This window comes from Phenylobacterium sp., from assembly GCF_030693405.1.
GTDB lineage: Bacteria > Pseudomonadota > Alphaproteobacteria > Caulobacterales > Caulobacteraceae > Phenylobacterium.
In genome coordinates, this window is record NZ_JAUYAW010000032.1 from 18,536 (window position 1) to 43,247 (window position 24,712).

A 24,712-nucleotide genomic window follows, 5' to 3' on the forward strand; every position below is an offset into this window, starting at 1 on the left:
GCGACGATCACGCGCCTGCGCCCGGATTTTCCGCAGCGCTAGAGATTCAGGAGCGCCGGGTCGCCCCCCTGGGCGGCGATGTTGACGCTCACCGCCCGCTCCACGGCGTAGCGTAACAGGGCGTTGGGACCGCCCGCCTTTGGACCCGTCCCCGACAACCCCTCGCCGCCGAAGGGCTGGACCCCCACGACGGCCCCGGTCATGCCGCGGTTCACATAGGCGTTGCCGGCCGGGACCAGCTCGCGCACCCGCCGGGCGAACCCGTCCAGCCGCGAATGCACGCCGAGCGTCAGCCCATAGCCCAGGCAGGCCAGCTCCCTGGCCATGGCCTCCAGTTCGCCGGCCTCATACCGGACCACATGCAGGATTGGGCCGAAGACCTCCTTCTGCAGGAAACCCGGCCTGGGGATCTCCGCCAGGACCGGCCCGAAGAAGCTCCCGCCCGCCGGCGTCGGCAGCCGGTGCAGGAGCTTCGCCTCCCGACCCAGCCGCTCGACATGGGCCTCCAGGGCCGCGCGCGCCTCGGCATCGATAACGGGCCCCACATCAGTGGCGGGTTCGGCCGGATCGCCGAGCGCCAGGGCGTCCATGGCCCCGACCAGCCCCTCGATCAGGCCATCCGCCGTCTCGGCCGGCAGGAACAGTATCCGCAGGGCCGAGCACCGCTGGCCCGCCGAACCGAAGGCCGAGAGGATCACATCGTCGATCACCTGCTCGCGCAGGGCTGTGGTGTCGACAAACATGCCGTTCAGGCCCCCCGTCTCGGCGATGAAGGGGATGATCGGACCCGGCCGCTCGGCGAGCGCCCGGTTGATCGCCCGGGCGGTGTCGGTCCCCCCGGTGAAAGCGACGCCGTCGCACTGGGGATGGGCGACCAGGGCCGCCCCCACCTCGCCGCCTGGTCCCGGCAGCAGGGCGAGCAACTCCGGCGGCAGGCCGGCGGCGTAGAACAGCGCCACCGCCTCGGCGGCGATCAGCGGACTCTGCTCGGCGGGCTTGGCCAGCACCGCATTGCCAGCCGCGAGCGCCGCGCAGACCTGGCCGGTGAAAATGGCCAAGGGGAAGTTCCAGGGGCTGATGGCCACGAAGACGCCGCGGCCCTGCAGGGCGAGGCTGTTCGCCTCACCCACGGGGCCGGTCAGCACCTCGGGCGCGCCAAACTGGCTCTGCGCCAGATGGGCGTAGTAGCGGCAGAAGTCGGCCGCCTCGCGCACCTCGGCGATCCCATCGGCCAAAGTCTTGCCCGCCTCGACCGCACAAAGGGCGATCAGCCTGTCGCGGTTGGCCTCGAGCGCCTCAGCCATGGCCCGCAGCACCTTGGCCCGCCCCGCCCCGCCCAGGGCGTCCCAGGCCGGCTGGGCCGTCCGGGCGGCGGCGAAGGCTGCGTCGATGTCGGACGAGGTGGCCGAGATCACATGTCCGGCCAGTCGGCCAGGGTCGGCCGGACTGTGGAGGGGTTGCGGCGCGCCCGCGGTCCTCAGCCGCCCGGCGATGACCGGCCCGGCAGCGACCGGCTCCAGTCCGCGGGCGGCGGCGGTCAGGCCCGCGGCGGTCTGGGCGATGCTGAGGTCGGGGCCTTGGGAATTGACCCTCGCCGCGCCATAGATCTTGGCCGGCGGCGGAATCTTCGGATGCCGGCCCGGTCCGGCCTGCGCGACCTGGGCCAGGGGATCGGCCACCACCTGCTCCACCGGCACACGCTCATCGAGCAGGGCGTGGACGAAGGAGGTGTTGGCCCCGTTCTCCAGCAGCCGGCGCACTAGATAGGGCAACAGGTCCTCATGCCCGCCCACCGGCGCATAGGCCCGCAGGCGCAGGGGCGCCTCGGCCTGAGCCGCAGCATAAAGCGCCTCGCCCATGCCGTGCAGTCGCTGAAATTCGATGGCCACGCCAGCCTCGGCCGCCATCTGCCGCACGGCGGCCAGGGAATGGGCGTTGTGGGTGGCGAACTGGGCGTAGAGATGTGGCGCGGCCGCGATCAGGGCCTTGGCGCAGACCAGATAGGACAGGTCCGTGGCCGGCTTGGTGGAATAGACCGGATAGTCCGGCCGCCCGTTCACCTGGGCGCGCTTGATCTCGGTGTCCCAGTAGGCGCCCTTGACCAGCCGGACCATCAGTCGCCGGCCACTGGCCTGGGCCAGCGCCGCAAGGGCGGTGATCACCTGAGGACTGCGCTTCTGATAGGCCTGCACAGCCAGGCCCAGGCCCCGCCAGTCTCCGAGCTCCGGCTCGCGGGCCAGCCGGTCAAGCAGCTTGAGCGACAGAACCAGACGGTCGGCCTCCTCGGCGTCCAGGGTCAGATTCACATCATAGCCCGCCGCCAGGACCGCCAGGCGCTTCAGTCGCGGATAGAGCTCGTCCCAGACCCGCGCAGCCTGCGTCGCCTCATAACGGGGCGACAGAGCCGAGAGCTTCACCGAAACCCCGTGCCCGTCCTCCGGGCCGCGCCCCCCATGGGCCTGGCCGACCACGGCGATGGCCTGGGCGTAGGCGGCCTCATAGCGGGCGGCGTCGGCGCTCGTGCGGGCGCCCTCCCCCAGCATGTCGAACGAACAGAGATAGCCCTCGGCCTTCGCCCGCTTCAGGGCCGCGTCGATGTCGCGCCCCAGGACGAACTGCTCGCCCATGATGCGCACCGCCTGGGCGACCGCCGCCCGGATCACCGGCTCGCCCAGCCGTCCGGTCAGGCGCCGCAGGAAGCCGCCCAGGTCCCGCTGCGCCTCCTCGTCCACCTCCACCAGCCGCCCGGTGAGCATCAGGCCCCAGGTCGAGGCGTTCACGAACAGACTGTCGGACTTGCCGAGGTGCGCGGCCCAGTCGGCGCTGCTGATGCGCTCGGCGATCAATCGGTCGCGGCTCTCGTCGTCGGGGGTGCGCAGCAGGGCCTCGGCCAGGCACATCAGGGCGAGGCCTTCCCGGGTGCCCAGGCTGAATTCCTGCAGGAAGCTCTCCACCACCCCCTGCCGGTCGGCCCGTCCCCGGGCGCCCCGCACCAGGGCCTCGGCCCGCGCCCGTATCGCCGTTTGGGCGTCGGCACCGAACGGCGGCCGGGCCAGCAGGGCGGCCACCGCCTCGGTCTCGTCCTGATACTTGGCGGCGTCCAACAGGTCCCAGTCCATCGCAACCTCCCAAGGGCTTCAGTTCGATGTAGCGGTCGAGACGCCGAATGTGTTTCGTATGTCAGACCCTATCACCGAATAATTCACAGAATGACCCGCGAAACGACGAAGCTTGACGAGACAGATCTGCGCCTGCTGCGCCTGTTGCAGGCCGATGGGCGGATCACCAACCAGGCCCTGGCCGCCCGCTGCAATCTGTCGCCGGCCGCCTGCCATGAGCGCGTGCGACGGCTGAGGGCGACCGGCGTCATCCAGGGCTATGCCGCCCTGCTGGACCCCCAGGCCATCGACCGGGGTCTGCTGATCTTTGTGGAGGTTCAGCTGGATCGCACCACCGGCGACCTGTTCGCCGAGTTCGCCGCCGCGGCCCTGGCCACTCCCGAGATCCTGGAGTGCCACATGGTGGCTGGCGGCTTCGACTATCTGATCAAGGCGCGGCTGGCCGACATGGCCGCCTATCGCGCCTTCCTGGGGGAGATCCTGGTGCAGATGCCTGGCGTGCGGGAGACGCGGACCTACGCCGTGCTTGAGGAGGTCAAGAACACGGTGCGACTGCCGCTTTGAGCAGCCCTAATTCGAGGACTGGATGGCGTGGCGTTCGCGGACCTTGCGCAGCCCATCAAGCACCGGCTCGGCCACGGCGTCGGCGCCGGCCGGCAGATTGCGCAGCAGCCGCAGAGCCTGGATGTGAACCTGCACCCCGTCACGGTCCCAGCGGCCGGTGGTCGAGAGCCGGTCCAGCAGATCGCACAGGCTGTGGGCGGCGTTCTCCAGGGCGTCGAGACCGCAGAGACTGGGCAGGCCGATCAGCCTGACCGCCAGGCCGTAGTGCTCGGCCACCAGATCACCGTCGAAGCGGTCTCCGTAGCGGGCGAAGACCTTGTCCATCGCCGCCAGCCCTTCGTCGAGCTGGACCCAGCCGGCCTCCTGCAGACTCTCCAGATTGGTCTCGGCCCGCTCGACCGCCTCGGCGACCGTGGTCCCCCCAGGCTTTCGCAGCATGGTGGCCAGGGCGTACTTGGGGCGATGGATACGAACCGAGCTCACAGGGACACCTTTCGAGTGGAAAACAGACCATCGACCTGGTCCTGGCTCAGATTAGGCTCCTGGGCGTCGCCGACCTCGGGGGGGAGGTCGTCGCGACGCCGGGGCACGCCATTGGGCGGTCCCTCGTTCTTGTGCCGTCGGTCTGGTCCGACATAGGCGTCGCATTCGATGAAGGGCCGGCTCTCCCGGGCGATCCACAGAATGCGCTCCAGCATGACCACCGGGGTCAGGGGCTTCTTGACGATGTAATGGGCGCCGCAATCGCGGGCCTTCTGCACCATCGACACCGGCGTATGGGCCGCGGTCACCACCACCGGCACGAAGGCGTTGGGCTCGCCGCCATCGGTTCGTAGCCAGGAGACAAACTCATAGCCCTCGCCGGCCGGCGAGAGCGCGTCGGCGATGATCAGATCGATGGTGTTGCGCTTCACCACGTCCTTGGCCTCTTCCACCGTCAGGCAGCGATGCAGGGACTTGGCGCCCAGGCCGGTCACGATCTGGACCAGGATGTCCATGCCCATGCCGTTGCCGTCCAGCATGAGGATGGTGGCCTTCTCCAGATTGAAGCGGCCCCGGGATGTGGGTTCGAGTGCCATGCGGCGCTCCAGTGGGGAAACCGGTCGGCTACGACTGTGGCCGCTAGGCGGGACCGACGCTCCGCCCCAAGCTTCAGCAAAGACTGGCAGCCCTTAAGAAAGACTTGCGCCTTGAAATACCCATTCCGGGTAAAGGCCTTTGAAGTCATGTGTCAGGCCGACGCGCGCTAGAATGTCGCACCTGACCGCTTTCCCAGGAATAGAAGGCCCTGCGCCGCCCGACGTGGCTGTGACGGACAAGGAAGTAACGCTTTCTTCAACGGTAAAGCCTGATCACCGACCAGAGTTAATGGACGTGCTCCGGGTAGCGGCCCGCAAACGTCTCTCCGAGGCCGGCGTCTCTGGCCGAAACCTCTCGCCCTGCCGCTGGCGGCGCGACCGAAGACTGGGATGGCTGACGTGTCGTTCAACGACTGGAAAATTTCACGCAAACTGGCGGCGGGCTTCGCCCTGATGGTGCTGGTGATCATGGCGACCGGCGCCATCACCTTCTACAATCTGGGGCAGCTTACCGTGGCTCGTGGGGAATTGACCCAAAGCAAGGTCGCCCTGGACAGCATCGGCCGCGCCGAGTTTTTCCTCGCCCGTCAGGAAAACAGCTTCCGCGGCTTCCTGATCTCCCTCGACCCCTACTATTTGGAGCGGGCCAAATCTCACCAGACCAACTTCAAGAAGGTGATGGCGGAGGTCCGCGTCCTGGTGGAGAGCCATCCTGAGTCGGTCACGCAAATCGACGCCGCCGTGAAGGCCGCCGATGACTGGTACGCCCAGGTGGTCGACGCCGGGGCCGCCCTGGCCATGAATCCTCTCACCTATTCCGACGCCGCCGCCATGGTCGGGCAGTCGGGACTGGCCGACGATCTGATGGACAAAGTCGAAGGCCCGATGGCGGCGGTGCTCGAAGCTGAAACGGCAGACGTCGCCGCCGCAACAGAGCGGCTCGCCACCATCAACAGCAACACCACCACGATGATCGCCGTGGCCCTGGCGATCGCCGCCGCGGTCGCGGGCCTTCTGGGCTGGGTGCTCACCAAGATGATCGCCACGCCGATCAACAACATGACCTCAGCCATGCGCCGCCTGGCCGAGGGTGACTCGTCGGTCGAAGTTCCGGCCCGCGGCCGCAAGGACGAGGTCGGCGAAATGGCCGAGGCCGTCCAGGTTTTCAAGGACGCCGCCATCGAAAAGGCCCGCCTGGAAAGCCAGACCGACGAACAGCGCCGTCAGACCGAGGCCGAGCGCGCCCGCAACGAGGCCGAACGCGCCGCCATCGCCCAGGAGCAGGCCAAGGTCGTGGCCGGCCTGGCCTCTGGCCTGGATCACCTCGCCCGCGGCGACCTGACCTTCCGCATCTCCGAGCCCTTCCCGGGCGACTATGTGAAGCTGCGCGACGACTTCAATGCGGCCATCAGCCAGTTGCAGGAAGCCATGTCGATCGTGGCCACCAACGTCCGGGCCATGCGCTCGGGCGCCGGCGAAATCAGCCAGGCGGCCGACGACCTGTCGCGCCGCACCGAACAGCAGGCCGCCAGCCTGGAAGAAACCGCCGCGGCGCTGGATGAGATCACCGCCACGGTGCGCAAGTCCGCCGAAGGGGCCAAGCAGGCTTCGGCCGTGGTCGCCACCTCCCGCGGAGACGCCGAGAAGACCGGCCATGTGGTCGGCGACGCCGTCCAGGCCATGAGCGAGATCGAGAAGTCGTCCGAACAGATCACCCAGATCATCGGCGTCATCGACTAGATCGCCTTCCAGACCAATCTGCTGGCCCTCACCGCCGGCTTTGAGGCCGCCCGAGCCGGGGACGCCGGCCGCGGCTTCGCCGTCGTCGCCTCTGAAGTTCGCGCGCTCGCCCAGCGTTCGGCCGACGCCGCCAAGGAGATCAAGTCTCTGATCAGCGCCTCCTCGCAGCAGGTGGCGCAAGGGGTCGGCCTGGTCGGCGAGACCGGCAAGGCCCTGGAGCGGATTGTCTCCCAGGTGGCCGAGATCGACGGCCTGGTGTCTGAGATCGCCGCCAGCGCCCAGGAACAGGCCACTGGCCTGCATCAGGTCAACACCGCGGTTAACGAGATGGACCGCGTCACCCAGCAGAACGCGGCCATGGTCGAAGAGACCACCGCGGCCAGCCACTCGCTCGCCACCGAGGCCGAAAGCCTGTCGCAGAGCGTCGGACGCTTCAACATCGGCGCAGGCGAGGCCCCGGCCACGTCCAGCCGCAGCGCGCCGGCCCGCGCGAGCCGTGGCGAGAGCTTCGCCAACCGGCACGTGCCGCAGATGAAGACCTCCTCCCGCGATGGGGGTGCGGCCCGCCGTCCCGAGCCCGTCGCCGAGAGCGAAGGTTGGGAAGAGTTTTAAGGATTTCGCTCTTAACTAAACCAACAAGTCTGGGGGGGAGCGCCGGATGACGGACGCAGACGCCAATATCGCTGAGGTCAGCCTTTGTCAGGTGCTCGACCTGCAGGCCGCCGAGCCCTTGCGGGCGGAGCTCCTGGCCCTGAGGGGCCGGCCACTGCAGATCGACGCCTCTCAGGTCAGCCGGCTGGGCGGACTCTGCCTGCAGGTTCTCCTGTCGGCGCGGATCAGCTGGGCGGAGGACGGGCTGCCATTGCGCATCGAGCAGGCCTCCGAAGGTTTTCTTGAACAACTGGCCGCCTTCGGCGCGCCGCAGATCAACTTTGAACCCGAGGGGGCACACCTGTGAACAAAACCGTTCTGACCATCGACGACTCCCGCACCATGCGTGAGATGCTGAATATGGCCCTGGTCCAGGCCGGCTACCGGGTCATCCAGGCCGTCGACGGCGTGGAGGGCCTGGAGGTCCTGCGCGCTGAAGGCGCCGACGTGGTCATCACCGACATCAACATGCCCCGCATGGATGGTTTCGGCGTGATCGAAGGCGTGCGCGCCGATCCGGCCCACCGGGCGACCCCAATCCTCGTCCTCACCACCGAGAGCGACGCGACCAAGAAGGAACGCGCCCGCGCCGCCGGCGCCACCGGCTGGATCGTGAAGCCCTTCAACCCGACCAAGCTGGTGGACGCTATCCGCCGCGTCGCCGCCTGAGGGCGACGAAGGCCTGCGACCTAAGCTGACCTGAGTCCGGAGCACCCCGTGGATCCATTCGAGAGTATCAAGGCGACCTTCTTCCAGGAGTGCGAGGAGCTGCTGACCGACATGGAGTCGGGGCTTCTGGCCATGGAGCAGGGCGACGACGATTCCGAGACCATCAACGCGGTCTTCCGCGCGGTGCACTCCGTCAAGGGCGGCGCCGGGGCCTTCGGTCTCGAAGAGCTGATCCGCTTCGCCCACGTCTTTGAGACGGTCCTGGACGAGATGCGCTCGGGCAAGCTGCACCTCACCGACGAGGTCGCCAAGGTTCTGCTGCGGGCCTCTGACGTGCTGGCCGACCATGTGGCCGCCGCCCGCAGCGGCGGACAGGTGGATGAGGGTCGCACCGTCGGCATGATCGCCGACCTGCAGGGCCTGATCGACCAGGACCGCGCCGCTGAGCTCGGCCTGAACGAGGACGGCGACTCCGGCGCCGTCGAAGAGGATTTCGGGTTCGTGCCCGTGGTCCTCAGCCTTGATGAACCGGCCGCTGACGCTCCCGAGGTCGACGTCGCCGCCCTGATGGCTGCGGCCGCCCCACCGCCGGAGGCCCCTGCCGCCGCGCCCGCCTGGCGCGTGACCTTCCGGCCCAAGGCCGAGATGTACGCCAAGGCAAACGAGGCGGCCCTGGTCCTGCGCGAACTGGCGCGGCTGGGAGATGTCGAGGTCGCGCTGGACGCCGGCGCCGTGCCGCCGCTGGATCAGCTGTCGGCTGAACAGGCCTATCTGACCTGGACCGTTCGCCTGTCGGGCGACAAGAGCGAAGCCGAGGTCCGCGAGGTCTTCGAATTCGTCGAGGACGACTGTGATCTGGAGGTGACCCGCGAAGGCGAAGCCGCCACCGAGGCCTCCGAGCCAGACATCGCCGCCGATGACGACGCCTCGGCCAGCGCCGTCGAGGCCGCGGCCGGCGCGCCGCTTGATCTTGACGCCCTGCTCGCCAGGGTCGCCGCCCCCACCGAGGAGCCTGCCCCTGCGGCTGCTCCGGCGCCCGCGCCCGTGGCGGCCGCGCCGCCTGCGGCGCCGGCCCAGGACCCGGCCAGCCTGGATGTGGCCGGCCTGATCGCCCTGGCCGAAAAGGCCTCGCAGGATCACGCCCAGACCCAGGCCGCGCCGCCCAAGGCCGATCCGAAGGCTGACCAGAAGGCCGAGGCCCGCGCCGCCGCCGGGCCCGCCACCGCCGCGACCCCGACGATCCGGGTCGATCTCGACCGGGTCGACCGGCTGATCAACGCCGTGGGCGAGCTGGTCATCCAGCAGGCCATGCTGTCCCAGCGGGTCTTCGAAAGCGGTCTGGCCCGGTCCTCGGACGTAGCGCTCGGTCTTGAGGACCTGGAGCTGCTGACCCGGGAGATCCAGGACAGCGTCATGGCCATCCGCGCCCAGCCGGTGAAGTCGGTGTTCCAGCGCATGCCGCGTCTGGTCCGCGAAGTCGCCGACATGGTGGGCAAGAAGGTCCGTCTGGTCATGGACGGCGAGAACACCGAGGTCGACAAGACGGTCATCGAGCGGCTGTCCGACCCGATCACCCACATGCTGCGCAACGCCATCGACCACGGGCTGGAGACGCCCGAGGAGCGTGAGGCCGGCGGCAAGGGCGCCGAGGGAACCGTGCGCCTGGCCGCCCTGCACCGGGGCGGGCGCATCGTCATCGAGGTCCAGGACGACGGCCGCGGGATCAACCGCCCCCGGGTCCGCGGCATCGCCATGGCCAAGGGCCTGATCGCCGAGGACGCCGTCCTGTCGGACGACGAGATCGACAACCTGATCTTCCTGCCCGGCTTCTCCACCGCCGACGTGGTCTCCGACATCTCCGGCCGCGGCGTGGGCATGGACGTGGTCAAGCGGTCCATCCAGGCGCTGGGCGGACGGATCTCCATCACCTCGGAGCCCGGCAAGGGCTCGAAATTCTCCATGAGCCTGCCGCTGACCCTGGCCGTCCTGGACGGCATGGTGGTCTCGGCCGCCGACCAGACCCTGGTGGCGCCGCTCTCCAACATCGTCGAAAGCCTGACCCCGCGGGCTGAAGACGTTCACCTGATCGGCGGGCGCGACGCGGTGATCTGCATCCGCGACACCTTCGTGCCCCTGATCGATGTCGGCGTGGCCCTGGGCTTCCGGGACACGCCCCTGCCGCCGGCCTCGGGCGTGGCCGTGCTGGTGGAAAGCGAAGGGGGCGGTAAGGCCGCCCTGCTGGTCGAGGCCATCCAGGGCCAGCGCCAGGTAGTCATCAAGAGCCTGGAAGCCAACTACCAGCACATCCACGGGGTCGCCGCGGCGACCATCCTGGGCGACGGCCGGGTGGCGCTGATCCTGGATGTCGACGCCCTGGTGACGACCTCGCGCCGAAAGGCGCCCCGTATCGAGAAGCGAATGGCGGTTTGACCATGACTGACACCGTGACCCAAGGCGTCGCCCAGCGGCGCGAACTGATCGCGTTCCGCATCGGCGACCAGGAGTTCTGCGTCGACATCATGTCGGTGCGAGAGATCCGTGGCTGGGCGCCGGCCACCCCGCTGCCACGCACCCCCTCCTTCGTGAAGGGCGTCATCAACCTGCGCGGCGCGGTCCTGCCGATCATCGACCTGGGCGCACGGCTTGGCCTGAACACCTCCGAGCCCACCGCCCGTCACGTCATCATGGTCGTCCACATCGGCGAGCGGACCATCGGCCTGCTGGTCGATGCGGTGTCCGACATCATCAATATGAGCGACGACCTGGTCCAGCCGACCCCGGACGTGGCCAGCGACCAGGTGAAGACCTTCGTCAAGGGCCTGTTCGCCCTCGACGGCCGCATGGTCAGCCTGATCGCCCTGGACCGCGTCCTGCCTGAGACAGAAGCCGAGGCGGCATGACGCAGACCCCGGACTCCCGGCGCGGCGCGAAAAACGAAGGTCTGGTCGACGGCGAATTCCTGCTGACGGCCGAGGACTTCCGCAAGATCGCCCAGATCCTGCACTCCTATGCCGGCATCGCCCTGAACGAGGGCAAGGCTGCGCTCGTCTATTCGCGCCTGGCCAAGCGTCTGCGCACGCTCGGCCTGCGCAACTTCCGGGAATATTGCGCCCTGGTGGAGGACGTCGACGCCCTGGACGAGCGCCAGGCCATGATGGCCGCGCTCACCACCAATGTGACGCGCTTCTTTCGTGAGCCGCACCATTTCGACCACCTGCGCGACCAGGTGATGCCCGAGCTCGCCGCCCGCGCCAGGGCTGGCGGTCGGGTGCGCATGTGGTCGGCCGCCTGCTCCAACGGCCAGGAGCCCTACTCCATGGCCATCACCCTGCTGTCGGTTCTGCCTGAGGCCGCCAAGCTGGACGTGAAGATCCTGGCCACCGACATCGACCCCAACATGGTCGCCGAGGGCAAGGCCGGCTGCTACCGCGAGGACTCCGTCTCGCCGGTCCCGCTGGAGCTGCGCCGGCGCTGGTTCGAGAAGGTGCAGGCCGCCGATGGCCGCATCTGGTCGGTCTCGCCCGAGCTGCGGGACCTGGTGTCGTTCCGTGAGCTGAACCTCATCGGCGACTGGCCCATGCGCGGCCGGTTCGACGTGATCTTCTGCCGCAATGTGGTGATCTATTTCGACGAGCCCACCCAGGAGCGCATCTGGAGCCGCTTCGTCCCGGCCATGAATCCGGGGGGCACCCTCTATATCGGCCATTCTGAGCGGGTTAGCGGCCCGGCTGTCTCCACCCTCGAGACCGCCGGCCTGACCACCTATCGCTTGAGGACCAAGCCATGACCGTCCGCGTACTCATCGTCGACGACTCGGCGACCATGCGCAGCCTCATCGCCGCCACCCTGCGGCAGGACCCCGAGATCGAGGTCCTCGGCTTCGCCAACGATCCCCTGGAGGCCCGGGACGCGATCAAGCGCCTGAACCCCGACGTCATCACCCTGGACGTCGAGATGCCGCATATGAGCGGCCTCGACTTCCTCGAGAAGATCATGCGCCTGCGGCCCATGCCCGTGGTCATGGTCTCCACCCTGACCCAGGCCGGGGCCGACGCCACCCTGTCGGCCATGGAGCTCGGCGCCGTCGATTGCGTCGGCAAGCCCGGCGCCGGCAATACGGCCTCGGAGGCCTTCGCCGACCTCGCCGAAAAGGTGAAGGCCGCCGCCCGCGCCCGGGTTCGCCCCTTCTCCGGCCCGGTGGTCCGCGCCGAGGAGAACCGCACCTATCGGGCCGAGGACATCATCGTGGCCATCGGCTCCTCCACGGGCGGGGTCGAGGCGCTGATGACCATCCTTTCGGCCTTCCCGGCCACCTGCCCGCCGACCGTCATCACCCAGCACATGCCCGCGACTTTCACCAAGAGCTTCGCCGAGCGCCTCGACCGTGTGTCCGGCGCCAAGGTGGCCGAGGCCTGGGACGGGGCGCGCCTGGCGCCCGGTCACGTCTATCTGGCTCCCGGCGGCGCCGCCCATCTGGAGGTCACCGGAACCACCCATCCCACCTGCCGCCTGCGGGTCGATGAGCCGGTCAACGGCCACCGACCCTCCGTGGACGTTCTGTTCGAGTCGGTCGCCCGGCTGAACCGTCCGTCCCTCGGCGTGATCCTGACCGGCATGGGCCGCGATGGCGCACAGGGTCTGCTGACCATGCGCAAGGCCGGCGCCCACACCCTGGGGCAGGATGAGGCCAGTTGCGTGGTCTATGGGATGCCCCGCGCCGCCCACGAAATCGGGGCGGTGGAAAAACAGTCGCCGCTTGCTCGCATGAGCGCGGCAATCCTTGGTCTATGCGCGGCGACCGAGCCGCAAAGGAGCGCCTGATGCCCGCCCCCGGAGCCATCAAGACCTTGATCGCTGACGATCAGCAGTCCATGCGCTCGCTGATCCGCACCAGCCTGAACGCCCTGGGTATCAACCAGACCCGGGAAGCCGCCGACGGGGAGGACGCCCTGCGCGCCCTGCTGGCCCAGCCCGCCAATCTGGTGATCACCGACTTCAACATGCCCAAGCTGGACGGGCTGGGACTGCTGCGCGCCATCCGCGCCCACGGCCCCATCTCCAAGACCGCCGTCATCATGCTGACTGGCCGCGCCGACCGCGAGCTGGTGCAGCGGGCGGTGCAGTTCGGGGTCAACAATTATCTGGTCAAACCCTTCACGACCCAGACGCTGAAGGAAAAGATCGAAGCCGTTTTCGGGCCGCTTGAATGATCGTTGAAAACATCTCCCAGCGTGCCGGCAAGCGGGTCCATGTGGTCCAGGGCGAGCACTATGTCACCGGCGATCCGGAGATCACCCTGACCACCATCCTGGGAAGCTGCGTGGCCGTGTGCCTGTGGGATCCCGAGCGCGGCGTCGGGGGGATGAATCACTTCCTGCTGCCGGAGGGCAAGGCCGAGGGCGCCAATGAAGGCCGCCGCTACGGCGCCTTCGCCATGGAGCTCTTGATCAACGAACTGCTGCGTCTGGGCGCCCGTCGCGAGCGCCTGCAGGCCAAGCTGTTCGGTGGGGCCCGGATGTTCAGCGGCCTGTCGGATGTGGGCGCCTCGAACATCGCCTTCGCCGAACGCTTCATGCGCGACGAAGGCATTCCGGTCATGGGCACCAGCCTCGGGGGCTTCGGCGCCCGTCGCATTCAGTTCTGGCCGACCACCGGTCGGGCCCAGCAGAAGACCGTGACCGACACCCAGGAGCTGACCACCCTCAAGGAGGTCCCGAAGCCGGCCCCGGTGGTCGTCGACGACGGCGCCGTGGAGCTGTTCTGATGCGGCCCGGCCAGGTCGCCGTCCTTGCGCCGCCGCTCCTGGCCGCCCTGGCCGCGGAAATGGACCATGCCGGCGACCTGTGCGCCCGGCTGGAGGAGCTGGTGACTCGGCTCGCTGCGGCCGTGGAGGGCGAACCTCGGGAGCTGGCGCTGAGCGAGGCCCAGACTCTGGATGTCCTGACTCAGCACCTGTCCGCCGTGGCGATCTTCATGCGCGGCATGTCTGAGCAGTTGACCACCGCCCGCAACGTCGATCCCGACGCGGTGCTGGCCCTGGTGCCGCTCAGTGACGTCGCGGGCCGGCTCCGCAGCGTGCTCTACAACGCCAGCCAGATTCCGCCGGCGCCAGATGGCGCGTCCGGCGATCTTGATCTGTTCTGAGGCGGTGCGGTGAGCCTTCACCCAGATGTCCGGCTCAACCTGGCGCGCTCCAACGTCCTGCTGATCGACGACAACGAGCAGGCGCTGGAGGTGCTGGCCTCCATCTTCCGGGGCTTTGGCGTCCACCGGCAGGTGAAGTGTGGCTCGGCCGCCGACGCCCAGGCCGTGCTGCGAAGCCGTGAGATCGATCTGATCGTCTGCGACACCGTCATGCCCGACATGGATGGCTACGCCTTCGTGCGCTGGCTGCGCCGGGAAGGTCCCGAGGAGGCGCGGTTTGCGCCGGTGATCATGCTGACCGGCCACGCCGCCCGCTCGACCATCGAAAGCAGCCGCGATTGCGGCGCCAACTTTATCGTCTCCAAGCCCTTCACCCCGGAAGTCCTGCTGCAGCGGATCTACTGGGTGGCCAAGGACGAACGCTCCATGGTCCGCAGCGATTCCTATGTGGGTCCTGACCGCCGCTTCCGGAACGTCGGGCCCCCGCTCGGCGTCAAGGGCCGGCGTAAGGACGATCTGTCGGCCCACGTCGGGATAGCCAAGGATCCGAACATGGACCAGGACGAGATCGATAACCTGCTGAAGCCGCAAAGGGCCGCCCTATGAGCGACGCCGAAATCTTCAAGGTTCGCAACCGTCTGGCCAATCATGTGAGCGAACCCGGCGGCATGACGGCTGGCATGGCCGGAACCCGCGCGGCCCGGGAGCTGGCGGCCCAGCAGGGCAAGTCCTATGAGGCGATCGGCGAGGCCCTGGAGACCCTGGAATGGCTCTGCCAGGACAAGGCCGCGCCGATGGATTCGGTCTATGACCTGTCCACCACCGTGCTCGATATCGCCGGCCTGTTCGATGACAAGCAGCTGTGCCGCGCCGCCTATAGCCTTTGCGAACTGGCCGATAAGCTCCGCACCCGGGGCGCTGCGGACTGGGCGCCGATCAAGATCCATGTGAACGGCATGCGGCTGATCTGGAACACCGCAGAGGCGGACCGCGAGGGTCTGAACGCCATGGTCGAAGGCCTCTGGAGCTTGACCGAACATCTGAGCATCGGTGACGGCGAGGCCGAAGCGCCGGCTGCCTGAGCGCGAGTTGTCGCCGGAAGCCCTCAGGCCCCCGGCGACAAACCTGCGGCCGATCAGGCCTCGTTGGTGAAGATCACCGTACCCGAGGCGGCGAACATGCCGCCCACCCCGTGACAGACGCTGATCTTGGCGCCGTCCACCTGGGCCGGCGCAATGCCGCGCATCTGACGCACGCTCTCCTGCAGGGCGTACATGCCGTACATCCCTGAGTGCATGTAGGAGAGCCCGCCGCCATTGGTGTTCAGCGGCAGCTTGCCGCCGATGGCGGTGTTGCGGCCATTGATGAAGTCCTTGGCCTCGCCCGGCTTGCAGAAGCCGAGGTCTTCCAGGCCATAGAGCGGCAGGTGGGCGAAGGCGTCGTAGATCATCAGGTGATCGACGTCGGCATGGCTGATGCCGGCCTCGTCAAAGGCCTTCTTGCCCGAGACGCGGAAGGCCTTGGAGGTGGTGAAGTCCTCCATCTGGCTGACCAGCGGGGTTTCCACGCTCTCGCCCGTGCCCAGCACATAGACCGGCTTCTGAGGGAAGTCCTTGGCCCGCTCGGCGCTGGTCAGGATCAGCGCCCCGCCGCCGTCGGTGACGAGGCAGCACATCAGCTTGCGGAACGGCCAGGCGATCATGTCGGAGTTGAGGACATCATCGATGGTGATCGGGTCGCGATAGGAGGCGCGCGGATTCTTCGCCGCCCATTCCCGCTGGATCACCGCCACATTGGCCAGGTCTTCCTCGGTCACCCCATAGGTCTTCATGTAGCGAAGCACCGGAATGGTGAACATGGTCGGCGGGGCCGTGACCCCATAGGGCATCTCGAACTGACCCATCAGGCTGGACGGCGCCCGGCCAAAGCCCCCGGCGCCGACCCGCGAACGGCCCGATTCGCCATGCGTGATCAGGACGGTGGTGCACAGGCCGGCATTGATGGCCGCGGCCGCATGGCGGACATGCAGCATGAAGGAGCAGCCGCCGACGCTGGTGCCGTCGGCATAGGTCGGCGTGATCCCGAGGTACTGGGCGAGCTCCACCGGCGAGATGCCGGCGCAGGCCACGCCGTCGATGTCGGTGGGCTTGAGGCCGGCGTCGGCCATGGCGTTGAGCGCCGCGTCAGCGTGCAGGCCGATCACGGACACGTCCGGAATCTTGCCCATCTTGGTGGTCTCGGCCGCGCCGACGACCGCAACGGATTTCTGCATCATGGTCGCCTTACCCCTTGGCCGGCTGGAAGAACGGCAGCGTGATGGTGTCGCTCATCTTCTCGAAGACGACCTCGAGGGGCATGTCGAGCACCAGGGCTTCCGGAGTCTGGGGGCAGCCGACGATGTTGGTCATCATCCGCGGGCCTTCCTCGAGCTGCACCACGGCGATGGCGTAGGGCTCGGTCCCCATGTCCGGGCGGGGACGATGGTTGATTACGTAGGAATAGAGGGTGGCGCGGCCGCTGGCCTTGAAGACCTCGACATTGCGCGAGCCGGTCTTGGGTGCGAACGGGCGCGGCGGGAAATAGGCTTCACCGGTCTCCTTGCAACGCTGGAGCAGAAGCTCCCCGTTGCGGGTCCCGTCCCAGAAATGCTGGGTCTCCGGAGTCGGCTCCGGCAAAATGCGAGGCGGCATAAGTCTCCATCCCTCAAACAATGTTTTCAAAAATCCCGGCCTCTTCCGGCCGAGCGGGCGCCAGAAAAGACGAGAGCGGCGCGCTTGTCGACCGGCTTAGAGTCTTGAGCTCGTTTCGTCCGACAACCGGCTCCCCTTATCGGAACGCACCCTAGACCGGAGAGCCCGAGAGTCGTCGCCGGTCGCTGGCCGCCACCAGGGCGCGCCAGACCTGGGACTCCAGGGCTTTGGCGGCCGGATCGTCCCGCCGCTCCAGCTCTGCATGCAGGGCGATCAGGGCCACCTTCAGCTCGCCATTGGCGCTCTGCAGGGCGCTGAGCCTCAGGCTCTCGTCGCGGCCCTGGGCCAGGGCCTCCAGCCAGCGACGGCGGGACTCCTCGCCCCAGACCTTCGCCCCGGCCGCCAGCAGGGCGCGGAGGTCGGTGTTTTCCTGGACCAGGATCTCGGCCGCCCCGTCCCACATTTCCGCGGCGAGACCGAGCAGCAGGGCTGAGAGGCCGAGTTCGCCGGCCCGGTCGGCGGCCGGGACGTTGGGCGCGGCGTTGCGGGCCACGCGGCCGGCCAGATCGGCCAGCACCTGGGAGACGGCGGGGGTCATAGATGTCCCATCACTTTCAGGGCGGCGCGGTCCTGGGCGTCGATCAGGGCCCAGGCCGGATAGACCAGGATCGGGTCGCGGTTGGCGCCGTCCAGCCAGGTCCTGGCGCTGGAGACCCAGATGGCCTGGCCCTTCACACAGGCGAACAGCTCCCACCATTTCAGCGCGTCCGGCGCGGCTGTGAGGCCGCTGGCGGCCTCCCAGGCGGCGACCGCCTCGTCCCGGGGGAGAAGACCGCCGGGCTTGCCCTGGCCGAAATACCAGACCGGATTGAAGCTCCAGCCCAGGTCCTCCAGCGGGTCGCCCAGATGGCACATCTCCCAGTCGAGGACGCCGTGAATGCCGCCCTGGGTGTCGTAGAGAAAGTTGCCCGTGCGGTAGTCGCCATGCACCACTGCCACCTTCTGGGCCGGCGGCGGCGGATTGGCCCGCAGCCATCGGATGGCCGCCCGGATCACCGGCAGCGGTTCGGTCTCGTCGGCGTCCAGCACCCCTTCCCAATGGTCGAGTTCGCGGAGCCAGACATCCTCGGCCCGGGTGGCCGGCAGTACAGCGACGAGCCCCAGCGCCGTGGGGTCGGCCCGGGCGATCTGGCCCAGGATCGTCCACTTGCGCCGCCCCAGAGCCGGCAGGCTTTCCTGATAGGGCGCCGTCCACAGGGGGCCGGTCCCGGCCTGGAAGCCGGCGATCTCGGCGGCCACGAAGAAGGGACTGCCCAGCGCCTCCTCCCCCTCCTCCAGCCAGAGCATCTCCGGCACCGGCACCTCGCCGCCGTGGAAGGCCCGATAGGCCTCGAACTCCACCCGCCGCTCGGTGTCGATCAGGCTGTCGGCCGGATCTCGGCGCAGGATCAGGCCCCGGCGGCGGGCCTCCCCGCCCTCGGTCCAGACCAGGGTGAAGCGATAGGTCTGGCGCGAGGCGCCGCCGGTGATGCGGGCGATCTCGGTGACCGCCACGTCCTGCGCCTGCGGCATCCTCGCCGCGGCATAGGCGCCCAGGCGCTGGACGAGCTCAGCCTCCTCCATGCTCAGCTCATCTTGAAGCGGATGGGCAGGGTCTTGGGCCCGTTGACGAACACCGCCTGGGACATCTGCGGTTCGCCGGCCAGCTCGAGGGATTCCAGGCGCGGGATCAGCTCCTCCCAGAGGATGCGCATCTCCATCTTGGCCAGGTGCTGGCCCAGGCACAGGTGGGCGCCATAGCCAAAGGCCAGGTGCTTGTTAGGCTTGCGGTCGACCCGGAAGGCCTGGGGATCGTCGAACACCGCCTCGTCGCGGTTGCCCGAGGCGTAGCAGAGCATCAGCCAGTCCTGGGCCGCCAGGGCCCGGCCGCCGATCTCGGTCGGCCCGGCCACGGTGCGCATGAAGGTCTTCACCGGAGTGGTCCAGCGGATGGATTCATCCACCAGGCCCGCGATCAGCGACGGATCGGCCTTCAGCTTGGCCAGCTCGGCGGGGTTCTCGGCCAGGCCCCAGATGGCCCCGCCGGTGGAGGACGAGGTGGTGTCGTGGCCCGCCGTGGCGACGATGATGTAGTAGCTCATCGCCTCGAACTCGGAGATCGGCTGGCCGTCGATCATGCTGTTGGCGATGACGCTGGACAGGTCATCGGTGGGATTGGCCCGCCGGTCGGCCGACAGCTTGCGGAAATATTCGAAGAAGTCGGTGATGACCCCAGGGGTCAGCTTGGCGCCGGGATCGACCTCCTCCTTGCGGGCCAGTTCCGGATCGGCGGCGCCGAATAGCTCCTGGGTCAGCATTAGCATCCGCGGCTCATCTTCCCGCGGCACGCCCATGATCTCCATCACCACCCGCAGGGGATAGTGCAGGGCCACTTCGCGGACGAAGTCGCTTTGGCCCCCGGTGGCGCCCCTCTGGTCCACCGCGGCCTTGGCCACCCCGCGGATACGGTCCTCCATGGACCGCAGGTTCTGCGGCATGAACCAGGCCTGGGTGAGCGCCCGGTACTTGTGGTGATCGGGCTCGTCCATGTGGATCAGGGTCCGCAGCAGGTGGGGGCTGCCGCCGGTCATCTCCCGGATCTTGGCGTCGGTCTCCTGATTGACGATGGTCGGCGACTTGGCGCCGTTCAGGAAGAGCGCATTCTGCCGGCTGATCTCCAGGATGTCGGCGTGGCGCGTGGCCACCCAGAAGGGCTCATAGCCGGCCGGTTCGGCCCGCCCGAAGGCGTTGTTGGCCCGCAGCCAGGCATAGGTTTCGTGGATGCGCCCGTCGGCATAGGCCTTGGGGTCCACCAGAGTCTGCGCATGTTCATCGGGTATGCGCACATTTGATTCAGTCATGATCGCCCTTGCGGACGGCCTTACGTTGCGGAATGCTTACCCAAGGGCAGCAATTTCGTTCCGTAACGTTAGGACGCCGACGCCTCCCTTGCCTTGTTCTACTTGAACAATTGATACTGCCAGCACAGGCGACGTCGCAATACCGACAATCAAACCGCTGTAGAAATTGCGTCCGGAGGAACCGCCCATGCTGACCAAGGCCGACGACTTTCCCATCCACCAGACGCCGGAGCCGGTGGCCCATGCGGGGACCGACCGGAACTTCTACGACCGCTATTTTTTCAACGGCTACAGCCCTGACGGGGCGACCTATTTCGCCGTGGCCTTCGGGGTCTATCCGCACCTGAACATCGCCGACGCCCATTTCAGCGTCATCCGCGACGGGGTGCAGCACTGTGTGCACGCCTCGAAGGTCCTGCATTCCGAACGGCTGGATCTTCAGGTCGGGCCCATCGCCATCACCGTGGTGGAGCCGCTGCAGACCCTGAAGGTGACGGTGAGGGACGGCGAAGGCCTGGCCGCCGAGATCACCTTCAGCGGTCGCGCCTTCCCCATCGAGGAGCCGCGCTTCACCCGCCGCATCGGCCCGCGGGCCTTCATGGACTATACCCGCCTGACCCAGAACGTCCGCTGCACCGGCTGGATCGAGGTGGACGGCGATCGTCAGGACCTGCCGGCGGGAACCGTGGGCTCCCGCGACCGCTCCTGGGGCATCCGCCCGGTGGGGGCGCCCGATCCCCAGCCGCCGGTCCCAATGACCATGAGCGGCTTCTTCTGGCAGTGGACCCCGTTGAACTTCGCCGACCGCAGCGTCTTCTTCCACGTCAACGCCGATCCGGACGGGAGCGCCTGGAACACCCGGGCGGTGATCCTGCCCGACGGGGCGCCGCAAGGCGGCGGGTTTCACACCGCCGCGGCGCGCATGACGGGGGTGGAGCTGGCCCCTGGCACGCGGCACGCCCAGGGCGGGGTGCTGGAAATCCCCTCTGAAGGGGGTCTCATAAGGGTCAATTTCGAGCCATTTCTGACCTTTTTGATGCGCGGAATCGGCTATTCCGGCGCCTGGCGACACGGCGCCTACAAGGGTGAGCTGGTGGTCGAGCGCGAGGACATCGACCTGGCCGCCGCCAACATGGGCGCGCCGGAGCATGTCCATATCCAGGCCCTGTCCCGGGTGACCCTGACCACGCCCGGTGAGGCGCCCCAGACCGGGATGGGGGTCTTCGAACAGCTGATCGCCGGCCCCTATCAGCCCTACGGCCTGAGCTGAGGGTCTTGCCAAGCGGGCCGGCGCCTGATCGGGTCAGGGTCCATCAATGACGGAGGCGACCATGCGGCGGTTTCTGGCACAGATGTTCGGCGCGTCGCAGGCGCCGGCGGCGCCCGCAACAGCCCCGCCCCAGCGCGAAGCCGTCGGTTATGCCGAGCGGACCTGGACCTCCGGCGACGGCCTGAGCCTGTGGGCCAGGGACTATGGCGGCGCGGATGGGCCGGCGCGGCTGCCGGTGATCTGCATCCACGGCCTGACCCGTAACTCCCGGGATTTCGAGGATGTGGCGCCGGCCATCGCGGCCACAGGCCGCCGGGTCCTGGCCCTGGACGTGCGGGGCCGCGGCCGCTCGGCCTATGACCCCAACCCCACCAACTACAACCCGGCCGTCTATGCAGGCGACGTGGCGAGCCTGATGGGCGAGGCCGGGATCGCCCGGGCGATCTTCCTGGGCACGTCCATGGGCGGGTTGATCACCATGACGCTCTCAACCCTGCGGCCGGACCTGATCGCCGGCGCCATCCTGAACGACATCGGTCCGGAGATCGCCACCGAAGGGCTGACCCGGATCGGCAGCTATGTGGGCTCAGGCGCCCCCGCGGCCAGCTGGGCCGAGGCCGTCGAGCGGACCCGGGCGATCAACGGCTCGGCCCAGCCGCACCTGACCGACGCCGACTGGGACCGGTTCGCGAGGCGCACCTGGCGGGAGGCTGAGCCCGGCAAGCTGGTGCTCGACTACGATCCGGCCATCGCCCAGGCCTTCGCCGCCGCCCCGGCCGGCACGCCGAGCCCCGACCTCTGGCCGCTGTACATGGCGCTGGCCATCAACCGGCCCATGCTGCTGGTGCGCGGCGGCGCCTCGGACCTGCTGGCCGAGGGCACGGCCGCCCGGATGCAGGCCCTGGCCCCGCAGCTTCGCCGGGTGGATATCGACGGCGTCGGCCATGCGCCGACCCTGGAGGAGCCCGCCGCCCGCCAGGCGATCGCCGACTTCCTGGCCGACGCGCCCTGAGCGAAGGCCAGCAGCGCCGCGGCGATGCGGCTTGCCTTTGGGGGCCTGGCCTTGGCACTATCGTCAGATTGACCTTCGGCGGGCTCTCGGGGACCCGTCTCCTGTTTTTTGAGAGATTGAGACTTTGACGATTTTGGCTCAGGCGGCGAACGCCTCGCCGTCGACGGATTCCTTCGCCTCGGTCGACGCCCTCGTTCAGGGGCTGGCCGGCGTCGGCTATATCGCCTCGCGCCGCATCGCGACGGCGCTCTACATGTCGGTCCACCTGCAGAAGCCGATCCTGGTGGAAGGGGTAGCCGGCGTCGGCAAGACAGAACTGGCGCTGTCGACCGCCACCCTGCTCGGCCTGCCGCTGATCCGCATGCAGTGCTATGAGGGTCTGGACGAGTCCAAGGCCCTGTACGAGTGGAAGTACGGCAAGCAGCTCCTCTACACCCAGATCCTCAAGGACCGCATGGGCGCCGAACTGGCGGATGCGGCCGGCATGGACGAGGCCATGGAGCGCCTGCACGGCATGGGTGACATGTTCTTCTCCGAGCCCTTCCTGGAGCCCCGGCCCCTGATGAAGGCCCTGCGGGAAGACGATGGCTGCGTCCTCTTGATCGACGAGATCGACAAGTCCGACGAGGCCTTCGAGGCCTTCCTGCTGGAGGTGCTGTCGGCCTATCAGGCCTCGGTGCCTGAGCTCGGCGTCATCAAGGCCAAGACCCCGCCCATCGTCTTTCTGACCTCCAACAATGTGCGCGACCTGGGCGACGCTTTGAAGCGGCGCTGCCTGCACCTGCACATCCCCCTGCCCGAGGCCAGCCTGGAGCGCCGCATCGTCGCCAGCCGGGTGCCGAATATCGAAGAACGCCTGACCCACCAGCTGGTCGGCTTCGTCCAGGCCCTGCGGGGGATGGACCTGCGCAAGTCGCCCTCGATCTCCGAGACCGTCGACTGGGCCCGGGCGCTGATCCTGATGCACGCCGACAGCCTGGACGCGGCCATGGTGCGCGACACCCTGAACGTGATCCTGAAGTACGAGCAGGACATTCAGATGGTCGAGCCGCAGGTGAGCGAACTGCTGCGGACGGCCCAGACGACTCCGTAGGCGCCGCGCCATGCAGCACCAGATGGAGGACTTCATCCGCGCCCTTCGGGCCGCCGATGTGAAGGTCTCGCCGGCTGAGTCCATCGACGCCCACGAGGCCGTGGCCCGCATCGGCTACGCCGATCGCGAGCTGCTGAAGGACGCGCTGTGCGCGACGCTCGCCAAGAGCGAGGACGAGGTGGCCCGGTTTGACCGAGCCTTCGACAACTTCTTCGCCCGCGATCCCTTCGACTTCGCCACACCGCCCCCGCCGCCGGAAGGCGGCGAAGCCGCCCCGCCCGAGGCGAGGCTGGAGGACGTGTCCGAAGAGGCCGCCGGCTCTGAGCTGGCCCAGATCATCCTGGCCGGCGATTCCACGGCGCTCAGCCAGGCCATGGAGCGCGCGGCCCAGGCCGCCCAGGTCTCTGAAATCAGGCTCTCCACCCAGAAGAGCCGGCTGACGCGGCGCCTGCTGGACGAGATGGGGGTGGCCGAGATCGAGAAGATCATCAGCCAGGCTCGCCGCCTTGAGGGTGAGGGCGGGGCCGCCCTGGCCGACCGGCTGGAGGCCGGCCGCAAGGTCGTGGCCGCCGAGGCCCAGCGCTATGTCCAGCGCCAGCATGACCTCTATGCGTCCGAGAGCGGCCGCCAGCTGCGCGAGGAGCTGTTGGCCCGCAAGGCGCTGAACGCCGAGGGCGGCATCGATCCGGTGGATTTGCAGGTGATGCAGGCGCTGGTGCGCAAGATGGCCAAGCGCCTGGCCGACCGTTACTCGCGGCGTCGCAACCGGGCCCGCAAGGGTCACCTGGACGTGCGCCGGACCCTGCGCCAGTCGATGGCCTATGGCGGGGTGCCGTTCAACGTGGTCTGGAAGACCGAGCGGGTCGACAAGCCCAAGATCATCGCCATCTGCGACGTCTCGAAGTCGGTGGCCGCGGCCGCCCAGTTCCTGCTGACCTTCCTCTATAGCTTGAATGAGGTGGTCGACCGGATGGATGCCTACGCCTTTTCCGGCCGCATGATCCCGGTGAACCAGATCCTGGACGAGCACGGGGTGGACAAGGCGATCCTGGAGGTTTTGAAACTCATCGGCTTCCAGCAGACCGACTATGGCCGCGCCCTGCAGGACTTCGCCGAGAACCACCTCGACAAGCTCGACCGCCACACCACGGTGATCTTCCTAGGCGACGCCCGGTCCAACTATGCCGATCCGCGCCTGGACATCATGCGCACCATCCACGAGCGGTCCCGCTCGGTGATCTGGCTGAACCCGGAGCCGGAGAGCTACTGGAACCAGGGCGACAGCGTCATGAACCGCTACCTGCCCTTCTGCCACCTGGCCAAGACCTGCAACACGCTGGACCAGCTCGAACGCATCATCGAAGACGTCCTGCGCCAGTACGTCCCGCACTGAGGGGGGCGGTCAGGTGCGGCGTGGCCAGCGGTGGGCGATGTAGATCCGGCTGTCGGTGAAGCCGCCGCGCAGATAGGCGTCGGCCACGGCGATCTCCTCGCGCGCCCGAATGATCGCCCCGCCGATCCGGTCAGCGGACGGCGGGGGATAGCTGGTCGCTTCGCCCAAGCGCTTCCAGCTGAACCTCTGCCAGAACGAACGCTTGACCCGAGGCGGCCCGACACCGCCCGACAGGCCAGACGCCTCACCGTCGTTGACTTCCCGGCTCAGGAAACGGACGTTGTTGTAGGTCTCTACGCCGCTGCTGTAATCAAACCAGATCGACTGATTACGGCCATGGAGTTCGCGGGTGATGACCATGGCGTCGGCCATCACCGGCTGGGGCGGG

At 68.2% G+C, this 24,712-nt stretch carries 27 protein-coding genes; 18 read left to right on the top strand and 9 right to left on the bottom strand.

Annotated features, from left to right (window positions below):
* Positions 1-38: 38 nt before the first annotated feature.
* Positions 39-3,119: a bifunctional proline dehydrogenase/L-glutamate gamma-semialdehyde dehydrogenase PutA gene (gene putA, locus Q8N19_RS06170; RefSeq protein WP_305588713.1), complete on the bottom strand. Its 3,081-nt coding sequence runs from the start codon at positions 3,117-3,119 to the stop codon at positions 39-41.
* A 90-nt stretch (positions 3,120-3,209) separates the two neighbouring features.
* Here putA and Q8N19_RS06175 point away from each other — a divergent pair, with 90 nt between their 5' ends.
* Positions 3,210-3,683 carry an Lrp/AsnC ligand binding domain-containing protein gene (locus tag Q8N19_RS06175; RefSeq protein WP_305588714.1) on the top strand — a complete coding sequence of 158 codons (474 nt, stop codon included), beginning with the start codon at positions 3,210-3,212 and terminating at the stop codon, positions 3,681-3,683.
* 6 nt (positions 3,684-3,689) lie between these two features.
* Here the strand turns inward: Q8N19_RS06175 and Q8N19_RS06180 are convergent, their stop codons facing one another.
* Together Q8N19_RS06180 and Q8N19_RS06185 are read right to left on the bottom strand one after the other, a co-directional pair.
* Complete coding sequence (locus Q8N19_RS06180; protein WP_305588715.1) at positions 3,690-4,166, bottom strand: hypothetical protein; 477 nt, start codon at positions 4,164-4,166, stop codon at positions 3,690-3,692.
* Positions 4,163-4,762: a PleD family two-component system response regulator gene (locus tag Q8N19_RS06185; RefSeq protein ID WP_305588716.1), complete on the bottom strand. Its 600-nt coding sequence runs from the start codon at positions 4,760-4,762 to the stop codon at positions 4,163-4,165. The genes Q8N19_RS06180 and Q8N19_RS06185 overlap by 4 nt, the downstream gene beginning before the upstream one ends.
* A 390-nt stretch (positions 4,763-5,152) precedes the next feature.
* Between Q8N19_RS06185 and Q8N19_RS06190 the strand changes: the two genes are divergently transcribed.
* The 13 genes from Q8N19_RS06190 to Q8N19_RS06245 are packed head-to-tail and all read left to right on the top strand — an operon-like array spanning position 5,153 to position 15,048.
* Positions 5,153-6,502, top strand: coding sequence for a methyl-accepting chemotaxis protein (locus Q8N19_RS06190; RefSeq protein ID WP_371133798.1), 1,350 nt, complete (start codon positions 5,153-5,155; stop codon positions 6,500-6,502).
* Entirely contained in the window at positions 6,503-7,114 is a 612-nt protein-coding gene (locus Q8N19_RS16935) for a methyl-accepting chemotaxis protein (protein ID WP_371133800.1), read from the top strand.
* A gap of 46 nt (positions 7,115-7,160) precedes the next feature.
* On the top strand, positions 7,161-7,460 hold the full coding sequence (locus Q8N19_RS06195; RefSeq protein ID WP_305588717.1) for an STAS domain-containing protein: 300 nt from the start codon (positions 7,161-7,163) through the stop codon (positions 7,458-7,460).
* Positions 7,457-7,822, top strand: a complete 366-nt coding sequence (locus Q8N19_RS06200; RefSeq protein WP_293316234.1) for a response regulator — start codon at positions 7,457-7,459, stop codon at positions 7,820-7,822. The genes Q8N19_RS06195 and Q8N19_RS06200 overlap by 4 nt, the downstream gene beginning before the upstream one ends.
* A 48-nt stretch (positions 7,823-7,870) precedes the next feature.
* Complete coding sequence (locus Q8N19_RS06205) at positions 7,871-10,252, top strand: chemotaxis protein CheA (RefSeq protein ID WP_305588718.1); 2,382 nt, start codon at positions 7,871-7,873, stop codon at positions 10,250-10,252.
* A gap of 2 nt (positions 10,253-10,254) precedes the next feature.
* Positions 10,255-10,722, top strand: a complete 468-nt coding sequence (locus Q8N19_RS06210) for a chemotaxis protein CheW (RefSeq protein WP_305588719.1) — start codon at positions 10,255-10,257, stop codon at positions 10,720-10,722.
* On the top strand, positions 10,719-11,609 hold the full coding sequence (locus Q8N19_RS06215; RefSeq protein ID WP_305588720.1) for a protein-glutamate O-methyltransferase CheR: 891 nt from the start codon (positions 10,719-10,721) through the stop codon (positions 11,607-11,609). The genes Q8N19_RS06210 and Q8N19_RS06215 overlap by 4 nt, the downstream gene beginning before the upstream one ends.
* Positions 11,606-12,643 (top strand): chemotaxis response regulator protein-glutamate methylesterase, encoded by a 1,038-nt coding sequence (locus tag Q8N19_RS06220; RefSeq protein WP_305588721.1) that lies wholly within the window; start codon positions 11,606-11,608, stop codon positions 12,641-12,643. The genes Q8N19_RS06215 and Q8N19_RS06220 overlap by 4 nt, the downstream gene beginning before the upstream one ends.
* Complete coding sequence (locus tag Q8N19_RS06225) at positions 12,643-13,032, top strand: response regulator (protein ID WP_305588722.1); 390 nt, start codon at positions 12,643-12,645, stop codon at positions 13,030-13,032. The genes Q8N19_RS06220 and Q8N19_RS06225 overlap by 1 nt, the downstream gene beginning before the upstream one ends.
* The gene (locus Q8N19_RS06230) at positions 13,029-13,586 is read left to right on the top strand and encodes a chemotaxis protein CheD (RefSeq protein WP_371133799.1); all 558 of its coding nucleotides are present in this window, start codon (positions 13,029-13,031) and stop codon (positions 13,584-13,586) included. The genes Q8N19_RS06225 and Q8N19_RS06230 overlap by 4 nt, the downstream gene beginning before the upstream one ends.
* The gene (locus Q8N19_RS06235; protein WP_305588723.1) at positions 13,586-13,966 is read left to right on the top strand and encodes a hypothetical protein; all 381 of its coding nucleotides are present in this window, start codon (positions 13,586-13,588) and stop codon (positions 13,964-13,966) included. Before Q8N19_RS06230 ends, Q8N19_RS06235 begins: the two co-directional genes overlap by 1 nt.
* Before the next feature lie 9 nt (positions 13,967-13,975).
* Complete coding sequence (locus Q8N19_RS06240; protein WP_305588724.1) at positions 13,976-14,572, top strand: response regulator; 597 nt, start codon at positions 13,976-13,978, stop codon at positions 14,570-14,572.
* A complete protein-coding gene (locus Q8N19_RS06245) occupies positions 14,569-15,048 on the top strand; it encodes a hypothetical protein (RefSeq protein WP_305588725.1) in 480 nt (159 codons plus the stop codon). Before Q8N19_RS06240 ends, Q8N19_RS06245 begins: the two co-directional genes overlap by 4 nt.
* A 53-nt stretch (positions 15,049-15,101) precedes the next feature.
* Here the strand turns inward: Q8N19_RS06245 and Q8N19_RS06250 are convergent, their stop codons facing one another.
* From Q8N19_RS06250 to Q8N19_RS06270, 5 genes are all read right to left on the bottom strand, one after another.
* Positions 15,102-16,238 (bottom strand): hypothetical protein, encoded by a 1,137-nt coding sequence (locus Q8N19_RS06250; RefSeq protein WP_293316213.1) that lies wholly within the window; start codon positions 16,236-16,238, stop codon positions 15,102-15,104.
* Between the two features lie 10 nt (positions 16,239-16,248).
* On the bottom strand, positions 16,249-16,656 hold the full coding sequence (locus tag Q8N19_RS06255; RefSeq protein WP_293316211.1) for a Zn-ribbon domain-containing OB-fold protein: 408 nt from the start codon (positions 16,654-16,656) through the stop codon (positions 16,249-16,251).
* Positions 16,657-16,807: 151 nt separating this feature from the next.
* A complete protein-coding gene (locus tag Q8N19_RS06260; protein ID WP_305588726.1) occupies positions 16,808-17,254 on the bottom strand; it encodes a hypothetical protein in 447 nt (148 codons plus the stop codon).
* Complete coding sequence (locus Q8N19_RS06265) at positions 17,251-18,279, bottom strand: phosphotransferase family protein (protein ID WP_305588727.1); 1,029 nt, start codon at positions 18,277-18,279, stop codon at positions 17,251-17,253. The genes Q8N19_RS06260 and Q8N19_RS06265 overlap by 4 nt, the downstream gene beginning before the upstream one ends.
* A gap of 2 nt (positions 18,280-18,281) precedes the next feature.
* Positions 18,282-19,556 (bottom strand): cytochrome P450, encoded by a 1,275-nt coding sequence (locus Q8N19_RS06270; protein ID WP_305588728.1) that lies wholly within the window; start codon positions 19,554-19,556, stop codon positions 18,282-18,284.
* Between the two features lie 187 nt (positions 19,557-19,743).
* Between Q8N19_RS06270 and Q8N19_RS06275 the strand changes: the two genes are divergently transcribed.
* From Q8N19_RS06275 to Q8N19_RS06290, 4 genes are all read left to right on the top strand, one after another.
* Positions 19,744-20,826 (top strand): hypothetical protein, encoded by a 1,083-nt coding sequence (locus tag Q8N19_RS06275; RefSeq protein WP_305588729.1) that lies wholly within the window; start codon positions 19,744-19,746, stop codon positions 20,824-20,826.
* Positions 20,827-20,887: 61 nt separating this feature from the next.
* A complete protein-coding gene (locus tag Q8N19_RS06280; protein WP_305588730.1) occupies positions 20,888-21,838 on the top strand; it encodes an alpha/beta fold hydrolase in 951 nt (316 codons plus the stop codon).
* 124 nt (positions 21,839-21,962) lie between these two features.
* Complete coding sequence (locus Q8N19_RS06285; RefSeq protein WP_305588731.1) at positions 21,963-22,931, top strand: MoxR family ATPase; 969 nt, start codon at positions 21,963-21,965, stop codon at positions 22,929-22,931.
* A 10-nt stretch (positions 22,932-22,941) separates the two neighbouring features.
* Complete coding sequence (locus tag Q8N19_RS06290) at positions 22,942-24,324, top strand: VWA domain-containing protein (protein WP_305588732.1); 1,383 nt, start codon at positions 22,942-22,944, stop codon at positions 24,322-24,324.
* Between the two features lie 9 nt (positions 24,325-24,333).
* Here Q8N19_RS06290 and Q8N19_RS06295 read toward each other — a convergent pair.
* A partial coding sequence (locus tag Q8N19_RS06295) for a hypothetical protein (RefSeq protein WP_305588733.1) occupies positions 24,334-24,712 on the bottom strand: 379 nt, incomplete at its 5' end.